The organism is Streptomyces luteireticuli, assembly GCF_041519305.1.
In the GTDB taxonomy this organism is placed as follows: Bacteria; Actinomycetota; Actinomycetes; order Streptomycetales; family Streptomycetaceae; genus Streptomyces; species Streptomyces luteireticuli.
The window spans coordinates 3,363,557-3,380,272 of record NZ_CP167927.1 but is presented as its reverse complement, the minus strand read 5'-3'; the positions used below and the strand labels follow the sequence as shown (position 1 = coordinate 3,380,272).

The 16,716-nt window shown below is 72.7% G+C and carries 20 protein-coding genes; 8 read left to right on the top strand and 12 right to left on the bottom strand.

The genetic code is table 11. The features are described 5' to 3' along the window. The first annotated feature begins 50 nt into the window (after positions 1-50). The 6 genes from AB8735_RS14870 (at position 51) to AB8735_RS14845 (ending at position 6,220) form a co-directional block, all read left to right on the top strand. On the top strand, positions 51-2,213 hold the full coding sequence (locus tag AB8735_RS14870) for an FUSC family protein (protein ID WP_372407802.1): 2,163 nt from the start codon (positions 51-53) through the stop codon (positions 2,211-2,213). A 34-nt stretch (positions 2,214-2,247) separates the two neighbouring features. Then, on the top strand, positions 2,248-3,030 hold the full coding sequence (locus tag AB8735_RS14865) for an alpha/beta fold hydrolase (RefSeq protein WP_372407801.1): 783 nt from the start codon (positions 2,248-2,250) through the stop codon (positions 3,028-3,030). A gap of 96 nt (positions 3,031-3,126) precedes the next feature. After that, complete coding sequence (locus tag AB8735_RS14860; RefSeq protein WP_372407799.1) at positions 3,127-3,927, top strand: hypothetical protein; 801 nt, start codon at positions 3,127-3,129, stop codon at positions 3,925-3,927. Positions 3,928-3,953: 26 nt separating this feature from the next. Next, a complete protein-coding gene (locus AB8735_RS14855) occupies positions 3,954-4,532 on the top strand; it encodes a nucleosidase (protein WP_344028338.1) in 579 nt (192 codons plus the stop codon). Positions 4,533-4,744: 212 nt separating this feature from the next. Then, positions 4,745-4,927 (top strand): hypothetical protein, encoded by a 183-nt coding sequence (locus AB8735_RS14850; RefSeq protein ID WP_372407798.1) that lies wholly within the window; start codon positions 4,745-4,747, stop codon positions 4,925-4,927. Positions 4,928-5,116: 189 nt separating this feature from the next. Next, complete coding sequence (locus AB8735_RS14845; protein WP_372407797.1) at positions 5,117-6,220, top strand: RICIN domain-containing protein; 1,104 nt, start codon at positions 5,117-5,119, stop codon at positions 6,218-6,220. 33 nt (positions 6,221-6,253) lie between these two features. Here the strand turns inward: AB8735_RS14845 and AB8735_RS14840 are convergent, their stop codons facing one another. The 6 genes from AB8735_RS14840 to AB8735_RS14815 form a co-directional block, all read right to left on the bottom strand. After that, entirely contained in the window at positions 6,254-6,397 is a 144-nt protein-coding gene (locus AB8735_RS14840) for a hypothetical protein (protein ID WP_372407795.1), read from the bottom strand. Further along, positions 6,394-6,834: a hypothetical protein gene (locus AB8735_RS14835; RefSeq protein WP_372407793.1), complete on the bottom strand. Its 441-nt coding sequence runs from the start codon at positions 6,832-6,834 to the stop codon at positions 6,394-6,396. Before AB8735_RS14835 ends, AB8735_RS14840 begins: the two co-directional genes overlap by 4 nt. Positions 6,835-7,085: 251 nt before the next feature. Further along, positions 7,086-7,694, bottom strand: a complete 609-nt coding sequence (locus AB8735_RS14830; protein WP_372407792.1) for a DUF1707 domain-containing protein — start codon at positions 7,692-7,694, stop codon at positions 7,086-7,088. A 32-nt stretch (positions 7,695-7,726) separates the two neighbouring features. Further along, positions 7,727-8,482 carry a succinate dehydrogenase/fumarate reductase iron-sulfur subunit gene (locus tag AB8735_RS14825; RefSeq protein WP_344031200.1) on the bottom strand — a complete coding sequence of 252 codons (756 nt, stop codon included), beginning with the start codon at positions 8,480-8,482 and terminating at the stop codon, positions 7,727-7,729. Further along, positions 8,479-10,425: a fumarate reductase/succinate dehydrogenase flavoprotein subunit gene (locus AB8735_RS14820; protein ID WP_372407789.1), complete on the bottom strand. Its 1,947-nt coding sequence runs from the start codon at positions 10,423-10,425 to the stop codon at positions 8,479-8,481. The genes AB8735_RS14825 and AB8735_RS14820 overlap by 4 nt, the downstream gene beginning before the upstream one ends. A 3-nt stretch (positions 10,426-10,428) precedes the next feature. After that, positions 10,429-11,133 (bottom strand): succinate dehydrogenase cytochrome b subunit, encoded by a 705-nt coding sequence (locus AB8735_RS14815; RefSeq protein WP_372407788.1) that lies wholly within the window; start codon positions 11,131-11,133, stop codon positions 10,429-10,431. Between the two features lie 88 nt (positions 11,134-11,221). Here AB8735_RS14815 and AB8735_RS14810 point away from each other — a divergent pair, with 88 nt between their 5' ends. Beyond that, positions 11,222-12,121: a LysR substrate-binding domain-containing protein gene (locus tag AB8735_RS14810; protein WP_344031206.1), complete on the top strand. Its 900-nt coding sequence runs from the start codon at positions 11,222-11,224 to the stop codon at positions 12,119-12,121. Positions 12,122-12,123: 2 nt separating this feature from the next. On the opposite strand, the gene crcB is transcribed toward AB8735_RS14810, so the two are convergent. From crcB to AB8735_RS14790, 4 genes are read right to left on the bottom strand one after another with little or no spacing between them, the layout of a single operon-like run. Then, on the bottom strand, positions 12,124-12,480 hold the full coding sequence (gene crcB, locus AB8735_RS14805; RefSeq protein WP_372407787.1) for a fluoride efflux transporter CrcB: 357 nt from the start codon (positions 12,478-12,480) through the stop codon (positions 12,124-12,126). After that, a complete protein-coding gene (locus AB8735_RS14800; RefSeq protein WP_372407784.1) occupies positions 12,477-12,800 on the bottom strand; it encodes a DUF190 domain-containing protein in 324 nt (107 codons plus the stop codon). Before AB8735_RS14800 ends, crcB begins: the two co-directional genes overlap by 4 nt. Continuing rightward, positions 12,797-13,219: a CrcB family protein gene (locus tag AB8735_RS14795; protein ID WP_372407782.1), complete on the bottom strand. Its 423-nt coding sequence runs from the start codon at positions 13,217-13,219 to the stop codon at positions 12,797-12,799. Before AB8735_RS14795 ends, AB8735_RS14800 begins: the two co-directional genes overlap by 4 nt. 9 nt (positions 13,220-13,228) lie before the next feature. Further along, positions 13,229-14,461, bottom strand: coding sequence for a styrene monooxygenase/indole monooxygenase family protein (locus tag AB8735_RS14790; protein WP_344031214.1), 1,233 nt, complete (start codon positions 14,459-14,461; stop codon positions 13,229-13,231). Between the two features lie 218 nt (positions 14,462-14,679). Here AB8735_RS14790 and AB8735_RS14785 point away from each other — a divergent pair, with 218 nt between their 5' ends. Continuing rightward, positions 14,680-14,919: a chaplin gene (locus AB8735_RS14785; protein ID WP_372407779.1), complete on the top strand. Its 240-nt coding sequence runs from the start codon at positions 14,680-14,682 to the stop codon at positions 14,917-14,919. Positions 14,920-15,019: 100 nt separating this feature from the next. On the opposite strand, the gene AB8735_RS14780 is transcribed toward AB8735_RS14785, so the two are convergent. Beyond that, positions 15,020-15,685 carry a response regulator transcription factor gene (locus AB8735_RS14780; protein WP_372407778.1) on the bottom strand — a complete coding sequence of 222 codons (666 nt, stop codon included), beginning with the start codon at positions 15,683-15,685 and terminating at the stop codon, positions 15,020-15,022. A gap of 293 nt (positions 15,686-15,978) precedes the next feature. After that, positions 15,979-16,704, bottom strand: coding sequence for a 4'-phosphopantetheinyl transferase (locus AB8735_RS14775; protein WP_372407776.1), 726 nt, complete (start codon positions 16,702-16,704; stop codon positions 15,979-15,981). Positions 16,705-16,716: the final 12 nt, after the last annotated feature.

Below are 16,716 nucleotides of genomic sequence, written 5' to 3'. Positions count from 1 at the left end.
AGGGGTGTTTAGGGTGGCGGTGTGAGCCGTCACCGCCCCGCCGGTGCCCCGTGATCCGGCCCGTCGCGTGGCTGCTGCGGCAGCCCGACGGGCCGTCGGCGGTGCGGCGCGCCGTATGGGTGGTCCTGGCCGGCTGCCCGGCCTTCTATGTCCTGACCTACGCCCTGCACCGGCAGACCATGGCGATGTTCGCCGTCTTCGGCGCCCTGCCCCTGGTCCTCTTCTGCAAGCTGCCCGGCCCGCCCCTGCTGCGGGCCCGCACCCTGCTCCTCACCCTCCCCGCCGGCCTGCTCGCCGTCACCGCGGGCACGCTGCTCGCCGCCCACGACTGGACGGCCGCGCTCGGCCTGCTCGCCGTCGGCTTCGTCGTCTCCTTCCTGAGCGCCGGCGGCCCCCGCCCGGCCGCCGTGGCCGCCGCGCTCCAGCTGTACTACGTGCTGCCGTGCTTCCCGCCCTACGTCCCGGGCCAGTTGGGCGACCGCCTGGCCGGTCTCACCATCGGCTTCCTGCTCACGATCGCCGTGGACCTGCTGCTGTGGCGCGACCCGCTCCCCGTCCCGTACCGCACCTTCCTCGCCGACGCGACGGCCGCCCTGGCCGTCTACTGCTCCGCCGCCGCGCGCCTCCTGGGGAGCGAGGGCGACCCGGCCGCCGTCCGGGAGGCCGGGCTGGAGACCGACCGTGCCCTGGAGGCCGCCGTCCTCTCCCGCGTCCCGCCCGATTCCCGCCCCGCCTCCGTCTCCCTGCGCGACCGCGGCCTCAACCACACCCGTGCGGCCGTCGGCCACGTCCGCACCCGGCTCGACGGCGTGGCCGTCGACGTCCACGCACCCGACGCCGACGCCGCCCATCTGCTCCGGCTCTCCGCCGCGACTCTCCGGCACGCCGCCGACGCCCTGCACTCCGGCTCCCCGGCCGTCACCGGAGCATCCGGCGAACTCGCCGACGCTGTAGCCGCGTTCGACGCGGAACGGGCGCGCCGTATCGCCGCCGCGCCCTCTCCCGAGCGGCTGCGCCAGGACGCCGCCGTCCGCGCCGTCGCCGAAGGCGCGCTCGTCGTCCGGCAGGCCGCCCGCATCGCGCTCGGCGACCGCCCCGACCCCCACGGGCGCCGGTCCCTCGGCCCGTTCGCCTACGCCGCCGTCCCCTCCGCCGTCTGGTGGTGGCGCAGGCTGTCCGTCCACCTCACCCCGCGCTCCGTCCTCCTGCGCAACGCCCTGCGCATCGCCGCCGCCCTGGCCTGCGCCCGGCTCGTCGCCGGCGCCCTGAGCCTGCCGCACGGCTTCTGGGTGCTGCTCGCCACGCTCAGCCTGATGCGCACCTCCGCCGCCGACACCCGTGCCGCCCTGCTGCCCGCCTTCGCCGGGACCGCGCTCGGCGCCCTGGTCTCCGTCGGCATGCTGGAGGCGGTCGGCGAACGCCCGCTCGTCTATGCGGTGTTGACGCCCGTCGTCTTCCTGCTCGGCTTCAGCTTCGGCGCCGTCGCCGGACCGATGTGGACCCAGGCGGTCATGACCCTGACCTTCATGGTCCTCTTCGGCCAGGTCTCCTACCCCGGCTGGGACCTGCCCGCGCTCCGCTTCGTCAACGTCGTCGTCGGCGGCCTCATCGGCGCGGCGGCCGGGCTGCTCGCCTGGCCGCGCGGCGCGTACGGACAACTCCGCGCCGACGTCGGAGAGTTCCTCCTCCGTTCCGCCGCCGGATGCCGGGCCGTGGCCGGGCGGCTGTGCCACGCCGTCCACGACGACGGCTCCGACGTGCTGCTCCCGGCCCGCCGCGCCATGCTCCTCGCCCAGGCGACGCACCTGGAGTACAGCGGCGAACGCGCCGCCCGGCAGCACGGCTCCACCGACCCGCCGTGGGGCGCGTACATGCTCGCCGGGTACGACGTCGTCACCGGCGGTGCCCTGCTCCTCGGCCGCCACCGGGGCGGCGGCCACGGCCCGCCCCCGCCGGAGGCCGCCGCCGAACTGGCCGCCCTCGCCGAGCGGGTGGCAGGGGAGTGCGTCCGCTCGGCGCGGGCGCTGGCCCGTCCCGGGGCGCCCGGCCCGCTCGCCGACCCCAACCCCGCCCGCGCCTCCGGCCCGCTCCGCGCCGCCGACGGCACCTCCACCGCCGACAGCTCCACCGCCGATCTCCTGCTGATCGCCGACGCGGAGGCGTGGCTGACGGCGGTGGCGCGGGACGCGGTGCGGGCGCGGGGCGCGGGTTGACTCTGACACCGGTGTCAGGCTTTAGCGTCCCGTCATGACCTCGCCAGAGAACACTTCCCCCTTCGGCCGCATCGTCCGCGGCACCGGCCCCGGCCTGCTGCTCGCCCACGGCGCGGGCGGCGGCATCGACGCCAACTACGGCCCGATCATGGACGGCCTGGCCGCGCACCGCACCGTCGTCGGACCCGACTTCCCCGGTACGGGCCGCACCCCGCGCTCCGACGTCCCGCTCACCCTGGACGGGCTGGCCGACGGGCTCGTGGCCGCCGCCGACGAGGAGGGCGTCGACACGTTCGCCGTCAGCGGCTACTCCCTGGGCTCCGCCGTCGCCGTACGCATCGCGGCCCGCCACCCCGAGCGCGTCACCGCCCTCGTCCTCACCGCCGGTTTCGCCCGCCCCAACCCGCGCTTCCGCCTCGCGGCGCGGCTGTGGCGCGAGCTGCTGGCCGAGGACGACGGTCACGCGAAGCTGGCCGCGTACGTCTCCCTGATCGGGATGGGCGCGCCCGCCCTGGACGCCGTCCCGCAGGACGCCCTCGACGCGGCCCTGAAGCAGGCGGCGGCGACGATTCCGCCCGGGACGGACGACCATGTGGAGCTGGCCGAACGAGTCGACGTGACGGCCGACCTGGCCGGGATCCGGGTGCCCACGCTCGTGATCTCGACGGCGTACGACACGCTCGTGACGCCCCGCCTCCACCGGGAGCTGGCGGACGGCATCCCGGGAGCGGAGTGGGCCGGGCTGGAGAGCGGGCACCTGCCGTTCGCGGAGCGGCCGGGGGAGTGGCTGGAGTTGATCAACACCTTTCTGAACTGAGGGATTTACGTGACGGCAAATCACTTTGTGCCGTACACGCGCTTCGGGGGAAGATGTCGCGTCCCCCTCATCGTGGTCCCAGGAGAAGAAGCCTTCATGCGCCTGCGCATCCGCATACGACGTGCCGGTGTCGTCACCGCTGCCGCCGTCGCCGCGACGGCGGCCGTCGTCACCCTCGGCGGATGCGGCTCCGCGAAGACGGGGAAGGTGGCGGACGCGGTGAAGGGCGCGCCGTCCTCGTCCGCCCCGGCCGACGGGTTCGACGTCGAGGAGGCCGTCAGGAAGGCCGACCCGGCGCCGTACTCCGTGCAGATGGACGCGAAGACGTACGTCGGCTCCAGGCACACGATCACGATCTCCGGACGGGCCAACCTCAACACGCCGATGACCGCCTCGATGCGGATGCGCTCGGCCCCGGCGGCCCCGGTGGAGCTGGGCATCGACATGGAGATGATCGCCACGCCGGAAGGCACCTACGGCCGGGGCAGGATCGTGAACTTCGACACCGGCGGCCGCTGGACGAAGCTGCCCGCCGGAGGCGACGACGGCGCCCAGGACTTCGACAAGTACACCCGCATGATGCTCGACCTCGGCCCTTCCGCCCGGAAGGGCGTCGAGAAGCAGGGCGGCGAGGCCGCGTACCGGCTCTCGGGCACCCTCACCCAGGACATGGCCCGCAAGGCGGACCCGAAGCTCTACAACAACATGCGGACCAAGGGCTTGCAGCAGATCGACTGCGATCTGTGGGTCAACAGGGCCGGTCGTGTCGTCCGCCTGGAACAGTGGATGGGTGCCGGCGGCCAGAAGGGCCACAACATCGTGGTCCTCAAGGATTTCGGCGCCCCTGTGAAGATCACCGCCCCGTCCGCGTCCGAGGTCAAGCCGTTCGAGGGCTGATCGCGCCCCCTGCGATGATGGACCGCATGCGTCTCACCGGAACGATCACCCCTGACCGCCCGCTGCTCGTCCTGGCCGTCCAGGAGGAGGCCGCCCACCTCGACACGGACCTCCCCGTGCTGCTCACCGGCATAGGCAAGGTCAACGCGGCGGCCTCGCTGGCGACGGTCCTGGCACGGGGCGACCGCCCCTCCGAGATCCTCAACCTCGGGACGGCGGGCGCGCTGGAGCCCGGCTGGATGGGGACGCACGAGATCGCGCAGGTCATCCAGCACGACATCGACACCCCGGTGCTGAAGGCGCTGACCGGCCGGACGTACGGCGACGCCCTGGTGGTGGACGGCGCCTCGGACGGCCCGACGCTGGCCACGGGCGACCTCTTCGTCGCGGACGAGACGGCCCGGGCGCGGCTGGCGGAGCACGCGCAGCTGGTGGACATGGAGGGCTACGCGCTCGTCACGGTCGCCCGGCGGGCGGACGTGCCGATCCGCCTGATCAAGCACGTGAGCGACGAGGCGGGGGCCGGGGCCGGGCAGACGTGGCAGGAGTCGGTGGACGGCTGCGCGAAGGTGCTGGCGGAGTGGGTGCGGGAGCGGGGGCTCTGAGGCGGTACGCCTCTTGGGGCGTGTCCGATGGATCGGCACACGCCCTGGTCGGCCGTTGCTGAAATGCCGGGCCCCGGGGAGGAGTTGTCGCGCCCCGGCCCTCCTCCCGCGGCGCGGGCGCGGCAACCCGTACGGGTGACAAAGCGCTTGGGCTTGCCCGCCCTCGGGGAGGCTCATCGGCAACGCAACTGTGCGTCACCGTGGGGGTGTTCATGCGTCGTCCCGTCGTCGTCTTCCTGGGGATTCTCGCCTTCTTCGGCCTTGCCGTCTCGCCGGCGGGTGCGGCGCCGGGCCCGGACGGCCACCGCTCCTGTGCCTCCGGAGAGGCCATGGGGCCTGTCGAGTCGCCCATCGCCGTTTCTGTACAGGTCCCCGTGGACTGCCTGACGCCGTGATCCGCGGCCCCGCCCCGCCCCGGCCGTCCGGCTCAGGGCGGGGCAGGCCGGGGCAGGCCGGGCCGATCGCATCCCTTCGGGATAAATAGAGCGTTGATCGGCTGTATATCGACACTTCGTAGCTTCCCTGTGAATCGCTTTCCGGGCTCGCGGCCCGGGCCCTTCACACCAGGAAGTCGAACCAACTCCATGTTTCGCAGAGTCACCCGAGCGCTGACGGTCGCCGTCACGGCGCTCACGGCCACGGCCGCCCTCGGCGTCGCCGTGCCCACCACGGCCTCCGCCGACGTCACCAGCGGTGTGGAATGCCGCCAATTCGTCGGCGGGGTGAGCAAGCCCGTGGTCAGGACCGGGGCCATCACCCCCAGGAGCTCCGAGGGCGGGCTCGGGCTCGAGGCCGGGGCCTTCATCGGCGGGATCTTCACGGGGGCCAACTTCGTCAAGGCCCTCATCGACGAGTCCCGGAAGAGCGCCGAGGCGCGCGCCGACCAGGCGGGCTTCGTGGAGAGCCTGGAGAAGAAGCTGGAGTACCTCACCAAGGGTGAGTACAACATCAGCATCTTCCGGGCCGGTCGCGGCTTCAAGGAGAACATCCTCCAGAAGTCCAACTGCTTCGGCACCGTCCAGTACCAGGGCAAGGACGCGAGCGCCTCCTACGACGTCTACGTCTTCGACTCCGACGGCCAGGTCTGGAGCGACGAGGGCAACTACGGCTACCAGAACTGGCGCCACTACGGCCACACCCACTCCACGGGCACGGCGGGCAGCAGTTCGGACAAGTACACCTACTGGTTCCCCACCAGGAGCCAGAAGTCGGCACACGACGCGGCCGACGCCCGCAACGCCGGCAGCGGCACCAAGCCCGCCCATGGCCGGGTCACGTCCCTGATCTCGGACAAGGGCCTCGCCGCCGACCTGGACGGAGCCAGCACCAGCGCCGGTACCAGGATCAAGGCCTTGGGCCCCAACGGCAACCAGGCCCAGAAGTGGGCCCTGTGGGACAAGGGCAACGGCCGCTGGCAGATCGAGACGGACTACCGGGGCGCCATGGTGATGGACGTCGTCCCCAACGGCTGGAACCTGCACCTGGTCAAGGACCACGGCGGCACCAACCAGCTGTGGCGCTTCGAGGACTACGGCAACGGCTGGTACAAGATCCGTTCCGTCTACAACATGGAGAACGGCTACCCCAACGGGGGTTGCCTGACCGCCGACGGCCAGGGCGACACCCTCCACGCCTACAACTGCGACCGCGGCTTCGGCGGCGGCCAGCTGTGGCGTCTGCCCGGCTGACGGACGCGCGAACGGGCGCCGCGCCCGGGGCCCTCAGCGGCCCCGGGCGCGGCGCCGCAGGTGGTGGAGGACGAGTTCGGCGGCGGTGCGGGCGTCGTCCACGGTGACGACGAACCGGCCGCCGCTCTTCAACTCCGGCCGGAGCGCGTCCCCTTCGCGCAGCGAGACGGCACTCACGCCTTCCCCCGCGACAGGAACCAGCCGACGGAGGCGACCGCGCCACCGGCTGCCGGGGCGGCGATGTACTGGTAGGCGGGTACGGCCGCGTCGCCCGCGACGAGCAGGCTGCACAGGAAGTACGTCGTGGTCACGGAGACCGCCCACGCCGCGATCAGCGTCGGCCGGACGGCCCGTTGTTCCTCGTCGGTCAGGGACTTGATCAGGAAGAGCACCCCTTCGACGGCATACACCACCAGATTCCCGGCCATGGCCTGTCCCGGGGACCCGTAGTCGTCCGCACCGCCCGTGCCGAAGTGGGTCGGCATGCGGCGGGGGAGCCCGTCCCGCAGGACGAAGTAGGCGACGACGGTGACGGCCAGGCCGGCGGCGAAGGGTGCGACGGTCAGGCCGGCGAGACGTGCGGGGCTCAACTCGGTTCTGTCTGCTGTACGCATGTGCGTACTCCCATCCCCTATTGATCTGCTCGCGTGAATCTAGATCAAGCGGGTGGGGCGGCCAAGGGCGCGCGCCACAGGGGCCGTTGCTAGGTCGTGTCCGATGGGTCGGCACAGGCCCTGCGACGTCCGGCACGGCACCTCGCCGCGTTGTCGCATCACCCGAGTACGCCCAGTACGCGGGTGATGCTCCGCCTTGCGATCCACCGCACCAGACGCCGCAGGGCCCGCACCGACCCATCGGACACGACCTAGCGCTTCTGCGCGCGCTTGAGCTTGCGGAGCTCCCACGCGTTGGGGTGGCGCGCGATCACGCCGCCCATCCCGGCGCTGCCGGTGAGCCGTATCAGCGGGGTGCCCGGGAGCCGTTCGCCCGGCGCCGTGGTCCGGTTCTTGACGCCGCCCATGTCGGGGTCCACCCGGTCCGTGTCCACGGCCCAGCCCTCCGGGACGAGGATCTTGACGCCGCCCATCTTGGCCTTCACCCGGATCTCGACCTGGGGGAGCCGGGTGGTGACCCGGGTGAAGTCGAGGACGGCGCCGCCCATTCCGGCGTTCACGGTCATGGCCGCCGGGACGGTCCAGGCACCGGTGCGGACGACGCCGGACATGCCGCCCTTGAGGACGACCGGCTCCCCCGGGTCGGCGCCGGGGACCGGCGGCAGGTCGGCGACGAGCTGCGCCAGCTCCGCCCGGTCCTTGGCGCTCAGCGCCCGCTCCACCCGGACGTCCAGCTCGGCGAAGTCGATCCGGCCCTCGTTGGCCGCCTCCTGGAGGCGCTCGACGACGGCGTCGCGCTCGGCGTGCGAGGCGCGGAACGCGGGGGTCGCGGGGGCGGGTTCGGGAAGGTCGGCGGTCATGCCGCCCATCATAAGGAGGGCGGCAGCGGCGCCTACCGTCGCTTGCCCGCCCCCTTCACCGACGCCCGCAGGTACTCCCGGTTGAGCATCCCTATCGCCGACAGCGGGATCCCCTTGGGACAGGCCGTCGCGCACTCACCGGTGTTGGTGCACCCGCCGAACCCCTGCTCGTCCATCTCCGAGACCATCCCCAGCACCCGCGACTCCCGCTCCGGACCGCCCTGCGGCAGGACGTTCAGATGCACGACCTTCGCCGAAGTGAAGAGCATCGCCGACCCGTTGGGGCAGGCGGCCACGCAGGCGCCGCACCCGATGCACTCCGCGTGCTCGAAGGCCAGGTCGGCGGCGTCCTTCGGGACGGGCGTCGCGTGCGCCTCGGGGGCGGCCCCGGTCGGGACGGAGACGTAACCGCCCGCCCCGATGATCCGGTCGAAGGCCGACCGGTCCACGACCAGGTCCTTCACCACCGGGAAGGCCGCCGCCCGCCAGGGCTCCACGTCGATGGTGTCGCCGTCGCTGAAGTGCCGCATGTGCAGCTGGCAGGTCGTCGTCCGCTCCGGCCCGTGCGCCTGGCCGTTGATGACCATGCCGCACGCGCCGCAGATGCCCTCGCGGCAGTCGTGGTCGAAGGCGACGGGTTCGTCGCCGGAGAGGATGAGCTCCTCGTTGAGGTGGTCCAGCATCTCCAGGAAGGACATGTCCTCGCTGATGCCGGAGACCTCGTAGGCGGTCATGGCGCCGGCCGTGTCCGCGTCGCGCTGGCGCCAGATGCGCAGGGTGAGCTTCACGCGTAACTCCGCTGTGTGGGGTGGACGTACTCGAAGTGCAGGTCTTCCTTGTGGAGGACGGGAGCGGCGCCCGTCCCCGTGAACTCCCAGGCCGCCGCGTAGGAGAACTCCTCGTCCTTGCGCGCGGCCTCGCCCTCCGGCGTCCGGCTCTCCTCGCGGAAGTGGCCGCCGCAGGACTCGGTCCGGTGCAGGGCGTCGAGGCACATCAGCTCGGCGAGTTCGAGGTAGTCGACGATACGGTTGGCCTTCTCCAGGGACTGGTTGAGCTCCTCGCCCGTGCCCGGCACCTTGATCCGGCGCCAGAACTCCTCCCGGAGCTCGGGGATCCGCCCGAGCGCCTTGCGCAGCCCCGCGTCCGTACGGGCCATCCCGCACTCGTCCCACAGGAGTTCGCCGAGCTCGCGGTGGAAGGAGTCGGGCGTGCGGTCGCCGTCCACGGCCAGCAGCCGCGCCAGCCGGTCCGTCACCTCGGCGACGGCGGACGTCACCGCCGGGTGGTCGGCCGGGACCTCGTCGTGCGGATGCCGGGCGAGGTAGTCGTTGATCGTCGAGGGGAGGACGAAGTAGCCGTCGGCCAGGCCCTGCATCAGGGCCGAGGCGCCCAGCCGGTTCGCCCCGTGGTCGGAGAAGTTGGCCTCGCCGATGGCGAACAGGCCCGGGACGGTGGTCTGGAGGTCGTAGTCGACCCACAGCCCGCCCATCGTGTAGTGGATCGCCGGATAGATCCGCATCGGCACCTCGTACGGGTCCTCGGCGGTGATCCTCTCGTACATCTCGAAGAGGTTGCCGTACTTGGCCTCGACGGCCTTCCGGCCCATCCGCCCGATCGCGTCCGCGAAGTCCAGGTAGACGCCCTGGCCGCCGGGGCCGACGCCGCGCCCCTCGTCGCAGACGTTCTTCGCGGCGCGCGAGGCGATGTCGCGGGGGACGAGGTTGCCGAAGGACGGATAGATCCGCTCCAGGTAGTAGTCGCGCTCGTCCTCCGGGATCTGTGCCGCCGGGCGCGTGTCGCCCTTCGCCTTCGGCACCCAGATGCGGCCGTCGTTGCGCAGCGACTCGCTCATCAGCGTCAGCTTCGACTGGTGCTCGCCGGAGCGCGGGATGCAGGTGGGGTGGATCTGGGTGAAGCACGGGTTGGCGAAGTGGGCGCCGCGCCGGTGCGCCCGCCAGACGGCCGTGGCGTTGGAGTTCTTGGCGTTCGTCGACAGGTAGAAGACGTTGCCGTAGCCGCCGCTCGCCAGCACCACGGCATCGGCGAAGTAGGTGCTGACGGCGCCCGTGATCAGGTCGCGGGCGACGATCCCGCGCGCCCGCCCGTCGACGACGACCAGGTCGAGCATCTCGGTGCGCGGATGCATCTCGACGGTGCCGGCCGCGATCTGCCGGGACAGCGCCTGGTAGGCGCCGAGCAGCAGCTGCTGCCCCGTCTGGCCGCGGGCGTAGAACGTCCGCGAGACCTGCACGCCGCCGAACGACCGGGTGTCCAGCAGCCCGCCGTACTCGCGGGCGAACGGCACGCCCTGGGCCACGCACTGGTCGATGATCTCGACGGAGATCTGGGCGAGGCGGTGGACGTTGGACTCGCGGGCGCGGAAGTCGCCGCCCTTGACGGTGTCGTAGAAGAGCCGGTGGATGGAGTCGCCGTCGTTGCGGTAGTTCTTGGCGGCGTTGATGCCGCCCTGCGCGGCGATGGAGTGCGCGCGGCGCGGCGAGTCCTGGTAGCAGAACTGGATGACGTGGTAGCCCTGTTCGGCGAGCGTGGCCCCGGCCGAGCCGCCGGCCAGCCCCGTGCCGACCACGATGACGGTGTGCTTGCGGCGGTTGGCGGGGTTGACGAGCTTCGCCTCGAAGCGGCGGCGGTCCCAGCGTTCGGCGATCGGGCCGTCGGGGGCCTTGGTGTCGGCGAGGGGTTCGCCGGTCCGGTAGTGGGCGTAGTCGGACATGGGTCAGCTCACGATTCCTGTCATGACGCCGATCGGGACGGCGACGAAGCCGAGGGTCAGCAGCGCGGCGAGGCCGTTGGCGGTGGCCTTGAACGCCCGGTCGCGGCGCGGGGAGTTGGCGCCCAGCGTCTGGGCGGCGCTCCAGAAGCCGTGCCGGATGTGCAGGCCGAGGGCGAGCATCGCGACGATGTAGATGATGTCGACGTACCAGCGGTCGAAGGACGCGACGAGGTTCTCGTACGGGTGCCCCTGCTGCGCGTTGGGGTTCACGGTGAGGGTGGTGAGGTCGAGGATGTGCCAGACGATGAACAGCCCGAGGATGACCCCGCCCCAGCGCATGGTGCGCGTCGCATAGCTCGCGCGGGCCCGCCGGCGCTCGTACTTCGCGGGGCGCGCGGCCAGGTCGCGGCGGCTGAGCTGGTACGCGGCGACGCCGTGCAGCACGACGGACGCGCCGAGCCCGGCGCGCACGATCCACAGGAACCACTCGTAGTGCAGGACCGGGCCGCCGATCGTGCGGAGCCAGTGCGCGTAGTGGTTGAACTCCCCGGCCCCGAAGAAGATCTTCAGGTTGCCCAGCATGTGGGCGACCAGGTACGCCAGCATGATCAGGCCGGTGGCCGCCATGACCGCCTTCTTGCCGACGGTCGAGTGCCACACGGATCCGATGAGGGACGGGGAGTGCTCCGCCCGGGTCGCCAATGCCATGCCGCCGACGCTAAGTCGGCAACCTTCGATGCGTCCAAGACATGGGATCGCTGGTTTCCATAGGCATCTCCTATCTACTCTGGTGGTGATGCAACTCCAACAGCTCCGCTACTTCGCGACGGTCGCCGAACTCCGTCACTTCACCCGTGCCGCCGAGGCGCTGCACATCGCCCAGCCGTCGCTGTCCCAGCAGATCCGCGCCCTGGAACGGGAGCTGGGCGCCGACCTCTTCCACCGGGCGCGCGGCAACATCACGCTGACCGACGCGGGGGAGGCGCTGCTGCCGCTGGCGCGGCGGATCCTCGCGGACACGGACACCGCGCGGCGCGAGGTCCAGGAGGTGGCCCAGCTGCGGCGGGGGCGGGTGCGGCTGGGGGCGCCGCCGAGCCTGTGCGCGAGCCTGGTGCCGGACGTGCTGCGCGAGTACCACGCCCGGTTCCCCGGGATCGAGCTCCTCATCGACGAGGGGGGCTCGCAGGACCTGGTGCGCAGCCTGGCGGCCGGGGGCCTGGACCTGGCCCTGATCATCACGCCGCTGGGCGTCGGGGCGCCCGCGCTGGAGACGACGGAGCTGCTCAGGGAGGACCTGGTGGTCGTCTCGTCGCCGTCGGTGCCGGCCCCGGTCCGCCGGCACCGCATGCGCGTCGAGGACCTCCGCCGGCTCCCCCTGGTGATGTTCCGCCGCGGCTACGACCTCCGCGAGATGACGATCGCCGCCTGCCGCGCGTCCGGCTTCGAGCCGACGTTCACGGTGGAGGGCGGCGAGATGGACGCGGTACTGGGCTTCGTACGGGCGGGGCTGGGCGTGGCGGTGGTGCCGGGGATGGTGGCGGGGCGGTCGGGGCTGAGGGTGACGCCGTTCGAGGGCGACCGGATGCGGCGCACGGTGGCGGTGGCCCACCGCAAGGACGCGCCACCGCCGCGGGCGGCGCGGGAGTTGTGGGATGTGCTGCTGGAGCACTTGGGGACCAGCCCGTCCGGTGTCTGAGGCTAGAGCAACCTGGCGCCCAGCCACACGCCACCGAACGCCGCCGCAACCCCCGCCACCACGCTGACCGCGACGTTCATCAGCGCGTACCCGCGGGCACCATCCCGCCCCAACCGCAACGTCTCGTACGAGAACGTCGAATACGTCGTCAACGCCCCGCAGAACCCCGTCCCCAACGCCAGCCGCACGGCCGACGGCGCCGCCCCCGTCACCACCCCCAACACCAGGCACCCCACCACATTCACCGTGAACGTCCCCCACGGGAACACCGAGTCATGACGCGCCTGTACGGCCCGGTCGGTCAGATAGCGCAGGGGAGCGCCGGCCATCGCGCCGGCGACGACGAGAAGCCAGTTCACCCGCGGTGGACCTCGGTCGCGTCGAGGGTCACCAGACCGCGCCCGTCCGGGCCGAGGAGCTCGTCCAGCACGGGCAGGAACCCCCGCACGCGCGGCTCCGCGTCCACGATCACCACCGCCACCGGCAACTCCTCGCTCAGCGACAGCAGCCGCGCCGTATGGACCCGCGACGACGCGCCGAAGCCCTCGATCCCGCGGAAGACGCTCGCGCCCGCGAGCCCCGCCCGGTGCGCCCGGTGCACGATCTCGGTGTAGAGAGGCCGGCCGTGGGACGCCATGTCGGACTCGCCGACGAACACGGTCAGTCGGAGTGCCGTCATCGCACCTGCCCCTCGATCACCCGGCGCGTCGCACCCGCCGCCGCCCACACCGCCGCCAGCGCGGCGAGCGGCGTGGCCACGAGGTACGCCAGCCCGGTCGCGGTCCGCCCGTCCGCCATGAAGCGCTGGACGTCGACCGCGTAGGTGGAGAACGTCGTGTAGCCACCCAGCACCCCCGTGCCGAGGAACGGCCGGACCAGCCGGTGCGGGGCGCCGTACCCGTCGATCGTCGCCATCAGGACGCCGATCAGCGCACAGCCCGTCACATTGACGAGGAACGTCGTCCACGGGAAGGCCCCGTCGGCCGTCGGCCACAGCAGCCCCGCCCCGTAACGGGCCGCGGCGCCGAGCGCGCCGCCGAGGGAGACGGCGCAGACCACGGGCCCCTGCCCGGTACCGCCCCACGTTCTCGTGCTCACCCGGCCACGCTATCCCAGGGCGGCCAGGTAGGCCTCCGCCCGGTCGGCGTCGAGCAGCCAGTCCCGGTACCCGGCCGGGTCGGGGAAGCCGTTGACGTAGCGGTGGGCGATGTCCGGGCGGCCGGCGGCGGCGGTCAGCACGGCCCGGACGTGCGGCGGCAGCGGACGCAGCACGGTGTTGGTGAAGGCCACGGTGTGCCGGGCCCGCTCCCACCAGGGGGCGAACGCGGCGTGCATCCACGCCCGGTCGAACGGCTCGTCGCCGCGGTCGAGGACGGCCCGCAGATAGTGGTCGGCGCAGTGCGCCGCGTTGTTGGAGCCCTGCCCGGTGACCGGGTCGTTGAGGACGACCGCGTCCGCCATGCCCAGGACGTACGACTCCGGGGCCACCTCGGCGACCGGGTGGCGTACGACGGGGGCGAACGCCCCGGTCAGCACGGCCCCCTCGTCCGTCGGCACGGCCGCCGCGCACCGTTCGTACTCCCAGGGCGACCAGGCACGCATCAGCTCCAGCGAGCGCTCCAGCGCCTCGGCCGGTCCGGGCCGGTCGCGCCAGCGGTCGAACGGGCCGCCCGGGACGGCCTCCCACAGCAGCATCGTGCAGGGCCCGGAGAGCGTCAGCCCGGGCAGGACCATCAGCTCGCCCACCCCGGGACAGCCGGTCATCCGCATGTGCGCGGGCCACTCCGGATGGGGCGCGACACCGTGCACATAGACGACGGCGAGGGCGCGCTGCGGCTCGGTGAAGGGGCTGTGCCGCTCGTCGCGGCCGAAGACCGCGCCGAGGTCGCCGCGCCCGGAGGCCACCAGCGTGAGGTCGTGGGCCGCGGCCAGCGCCGGCAGGTCGTCCGCGGTCACCGCGCGGTACTCGGCCCGGCCGCCCTCCTCCTCGAACAGCTCCAGCCAGCGCGCCGTCTTCACCCGCAGGTCCACCGACTGGGCCGGCTCCTCCAGATCGGCGGCGATCGTCCGGGCGGCCACCCCCGGCGGGTCGGCGGTGGTCAGCCGCATGCCCTCGATCCAGGGGACCTCCCCGTCCCACAGGTTCAGCCCGGCCGCCCGCTCCAGGGCGCGGGCCGGGCCGAACATCTGCTGCGTGGACTGCACCCGGCCGGCGCGGATCTCCTCCGGCCGGCGGTCGGAGACCAGCAGCACCTCGTACGCCCCGGGCGCGGCCCGGAGGAGTCCCAGCGCCAGGTGCAGACCCGCCTGTCCCGCACCGACGATCGCGATCCTGCGCATCGTTGCCTCCCACACCGGTTGTCCCCCGTCCCTTGTAGCGGTGCGGCGCGGCGACTGTACAGACGGCACGCGAGTGCCGCCGCGGGCGCGGTGACCGTACTCCGTCACCCGTCCGCCGCACGGACGAAACCTTTGCGGTCAACGGACGTTGATCCGAGCTCCGGCCTCCTACGGCCGTGAGTTCGACCCTGTCAGACCGAACAAAGGTGTCACCCCCCATGTCACGAATCGCCAAGGCAGCCGTCCTCACCGCCACCGTGGGCGCCACTCTTGCCGGCGTCACTGGCACCGCTCTCGCTGACGACGCCGCGAAGGGGGCCGCCGTCGGCTCCCCGGGTGTCGTCTCCGGGAACGTGATCCAGGTCCCGATCCACCTCCCGATCAACTTCTGCGGCAACACCATCGACATCGTCGGCCTGCTGAACGCGGCGAGCGGAAACGTCTGCGTCAGCAAGTAGCCAGTCCGCTTCTCCGGCCGGAAGCACTGCGGGGCCGTCCTCATCGGACGGCCCCGCAGTGTTGTGTCAACGGCAGTGCTGCGTCAACAGTGGTGCTGTGTCAGCGGACGGGACCGCCGCTCTTCAACAGCCCCAGTTCCATGGCCCGCACCCCGGCCTGGAAGCGCGAGGTGACGCCCAGGACCCGGAGGATCTCGGCCGCGTGCCGCCGGTAGGTCCTTACGGAGATGGACAGTTCGCGGGCCGCGGCGGCGTCCGTGTCGCCCGTGCACATCTGCCGCAGGACGCGGTGGGCGCCCTCGGAGAGCCCGAAGGCGGGGTCGCGCAGGGGCCCGCCCAGGGGGGCGGCCGTCCGCCACACCCCCGAGAACAGCGCCTGGAGCGTCCTGACCACATCGGGCGCGTGCACCAGCGAGGCCCGCCGCCCCCCGGCGACACCGCAACGCACCAGCGCCGCCCGGCCGTTGACGATGATGACCTCGGGGATCGGGGTGTCGGTCACCCGGATCCGCGCGGCGCAGTCGGGATCGGGTGCCAGGTCCTGCACCGTCCCGCCGGCCGGGGACGCGGTGGTGCGCAGCAGTCTCAACTCGGCGATCCGGTCCGTGCGCAGGAGCCGCAGCAGCGCCGTGCACATCTGCCGCGCCTCGGCCGGCCGTCCCGGCAGGACCGCGTCCACCGCCGCCCCCGATCCGGCGACGAGGCCGCCGAGCGAGGCGAGGAAGGCGGGGCCGTCCGGATCGATGCCGGTGAACCCCCCGTTCACGGCCGTCTCCTGTGCGGCGAAGCCCTTCGCGCACGGGGCCGTCGCTTCCGTCGCGACGGCACCCCGTGGGAAAGGCCGGGCCGATAACTCGTCACGTGTCCGAAGGTGAGACACGCAGCACCCCCCGTGCTTGTCAACTGCTCGAACCACAGTGCGGTTGTCCAGCTTAGGAGGGGGTGGCCGGATTGCGGAACCGTTCACGAGGACCGTTCACGAGGACCGCTCACGGATCGCGGTGAATCGTTCCGTCCCGTCGGCCCGCCCCCGTCTTCACCCCCGTACCCGCCCCGGCTTCAGGCGCCCGACGGGCTGTGGGCGTACGCCTCCTCGCCGCGCTCCTCGTCCGGCGCGGGCGCGAGCGGCAGCGCTATCGCCGTCACCACCAGGCCGTTCCCCACGGTCCAGCGGCCCGCGAAGCCGTCCAGCCGGCGGCCCTCGACGACCGGGCCGGGCACCAGGAGCCGGGCCGCGAACGTCCCCGCGACCGGGTCCACGGTCAGCTCCGCCTCGTCGAAGTCCAGCTCCAGACCGGTCAGCGGGTACCAGGTCTTGAACACGCTCTCCTTGGCGCTGAACAGCAGCCGGTCCCAGTGCACGGCGGGCCGCGCGGCCGACAGCGCGGCGATCCACTCCTTCTCGGAGGGCAGGGCGATGGTGTCCAGCACCCCGTCCGGCAGCGGGCCGTTGGGCTCGGCGTCTATGCCGACGGACGCGAGGTCGCCGGCGCGGGCCACGACGGCGGCCCGGTAGCCCTGGCAGTGCGTCATGGAACCGACGACTCCGTCCGGCCACTGCGGTGCCCCCCGCTTGCTGGAGAGCAGCGGGACGGGCGCGTACCCGAGCCGGCCCAGCGCCCTCCGCGCGCACACGCGCACGGTGGCGTACTCGCGCTGCCGGCGCGGCACGGCGCGGGCGATGCGGTCCGCCTCCTCGGGGAAGAGGACGCTCGCGGGATTGTCGGTGGCGTCGGTGAAGGTGTCCTCGGCGACGGCCCCGGAGGGCAGCAGTTCCTCGATCATTCCTCGATCATT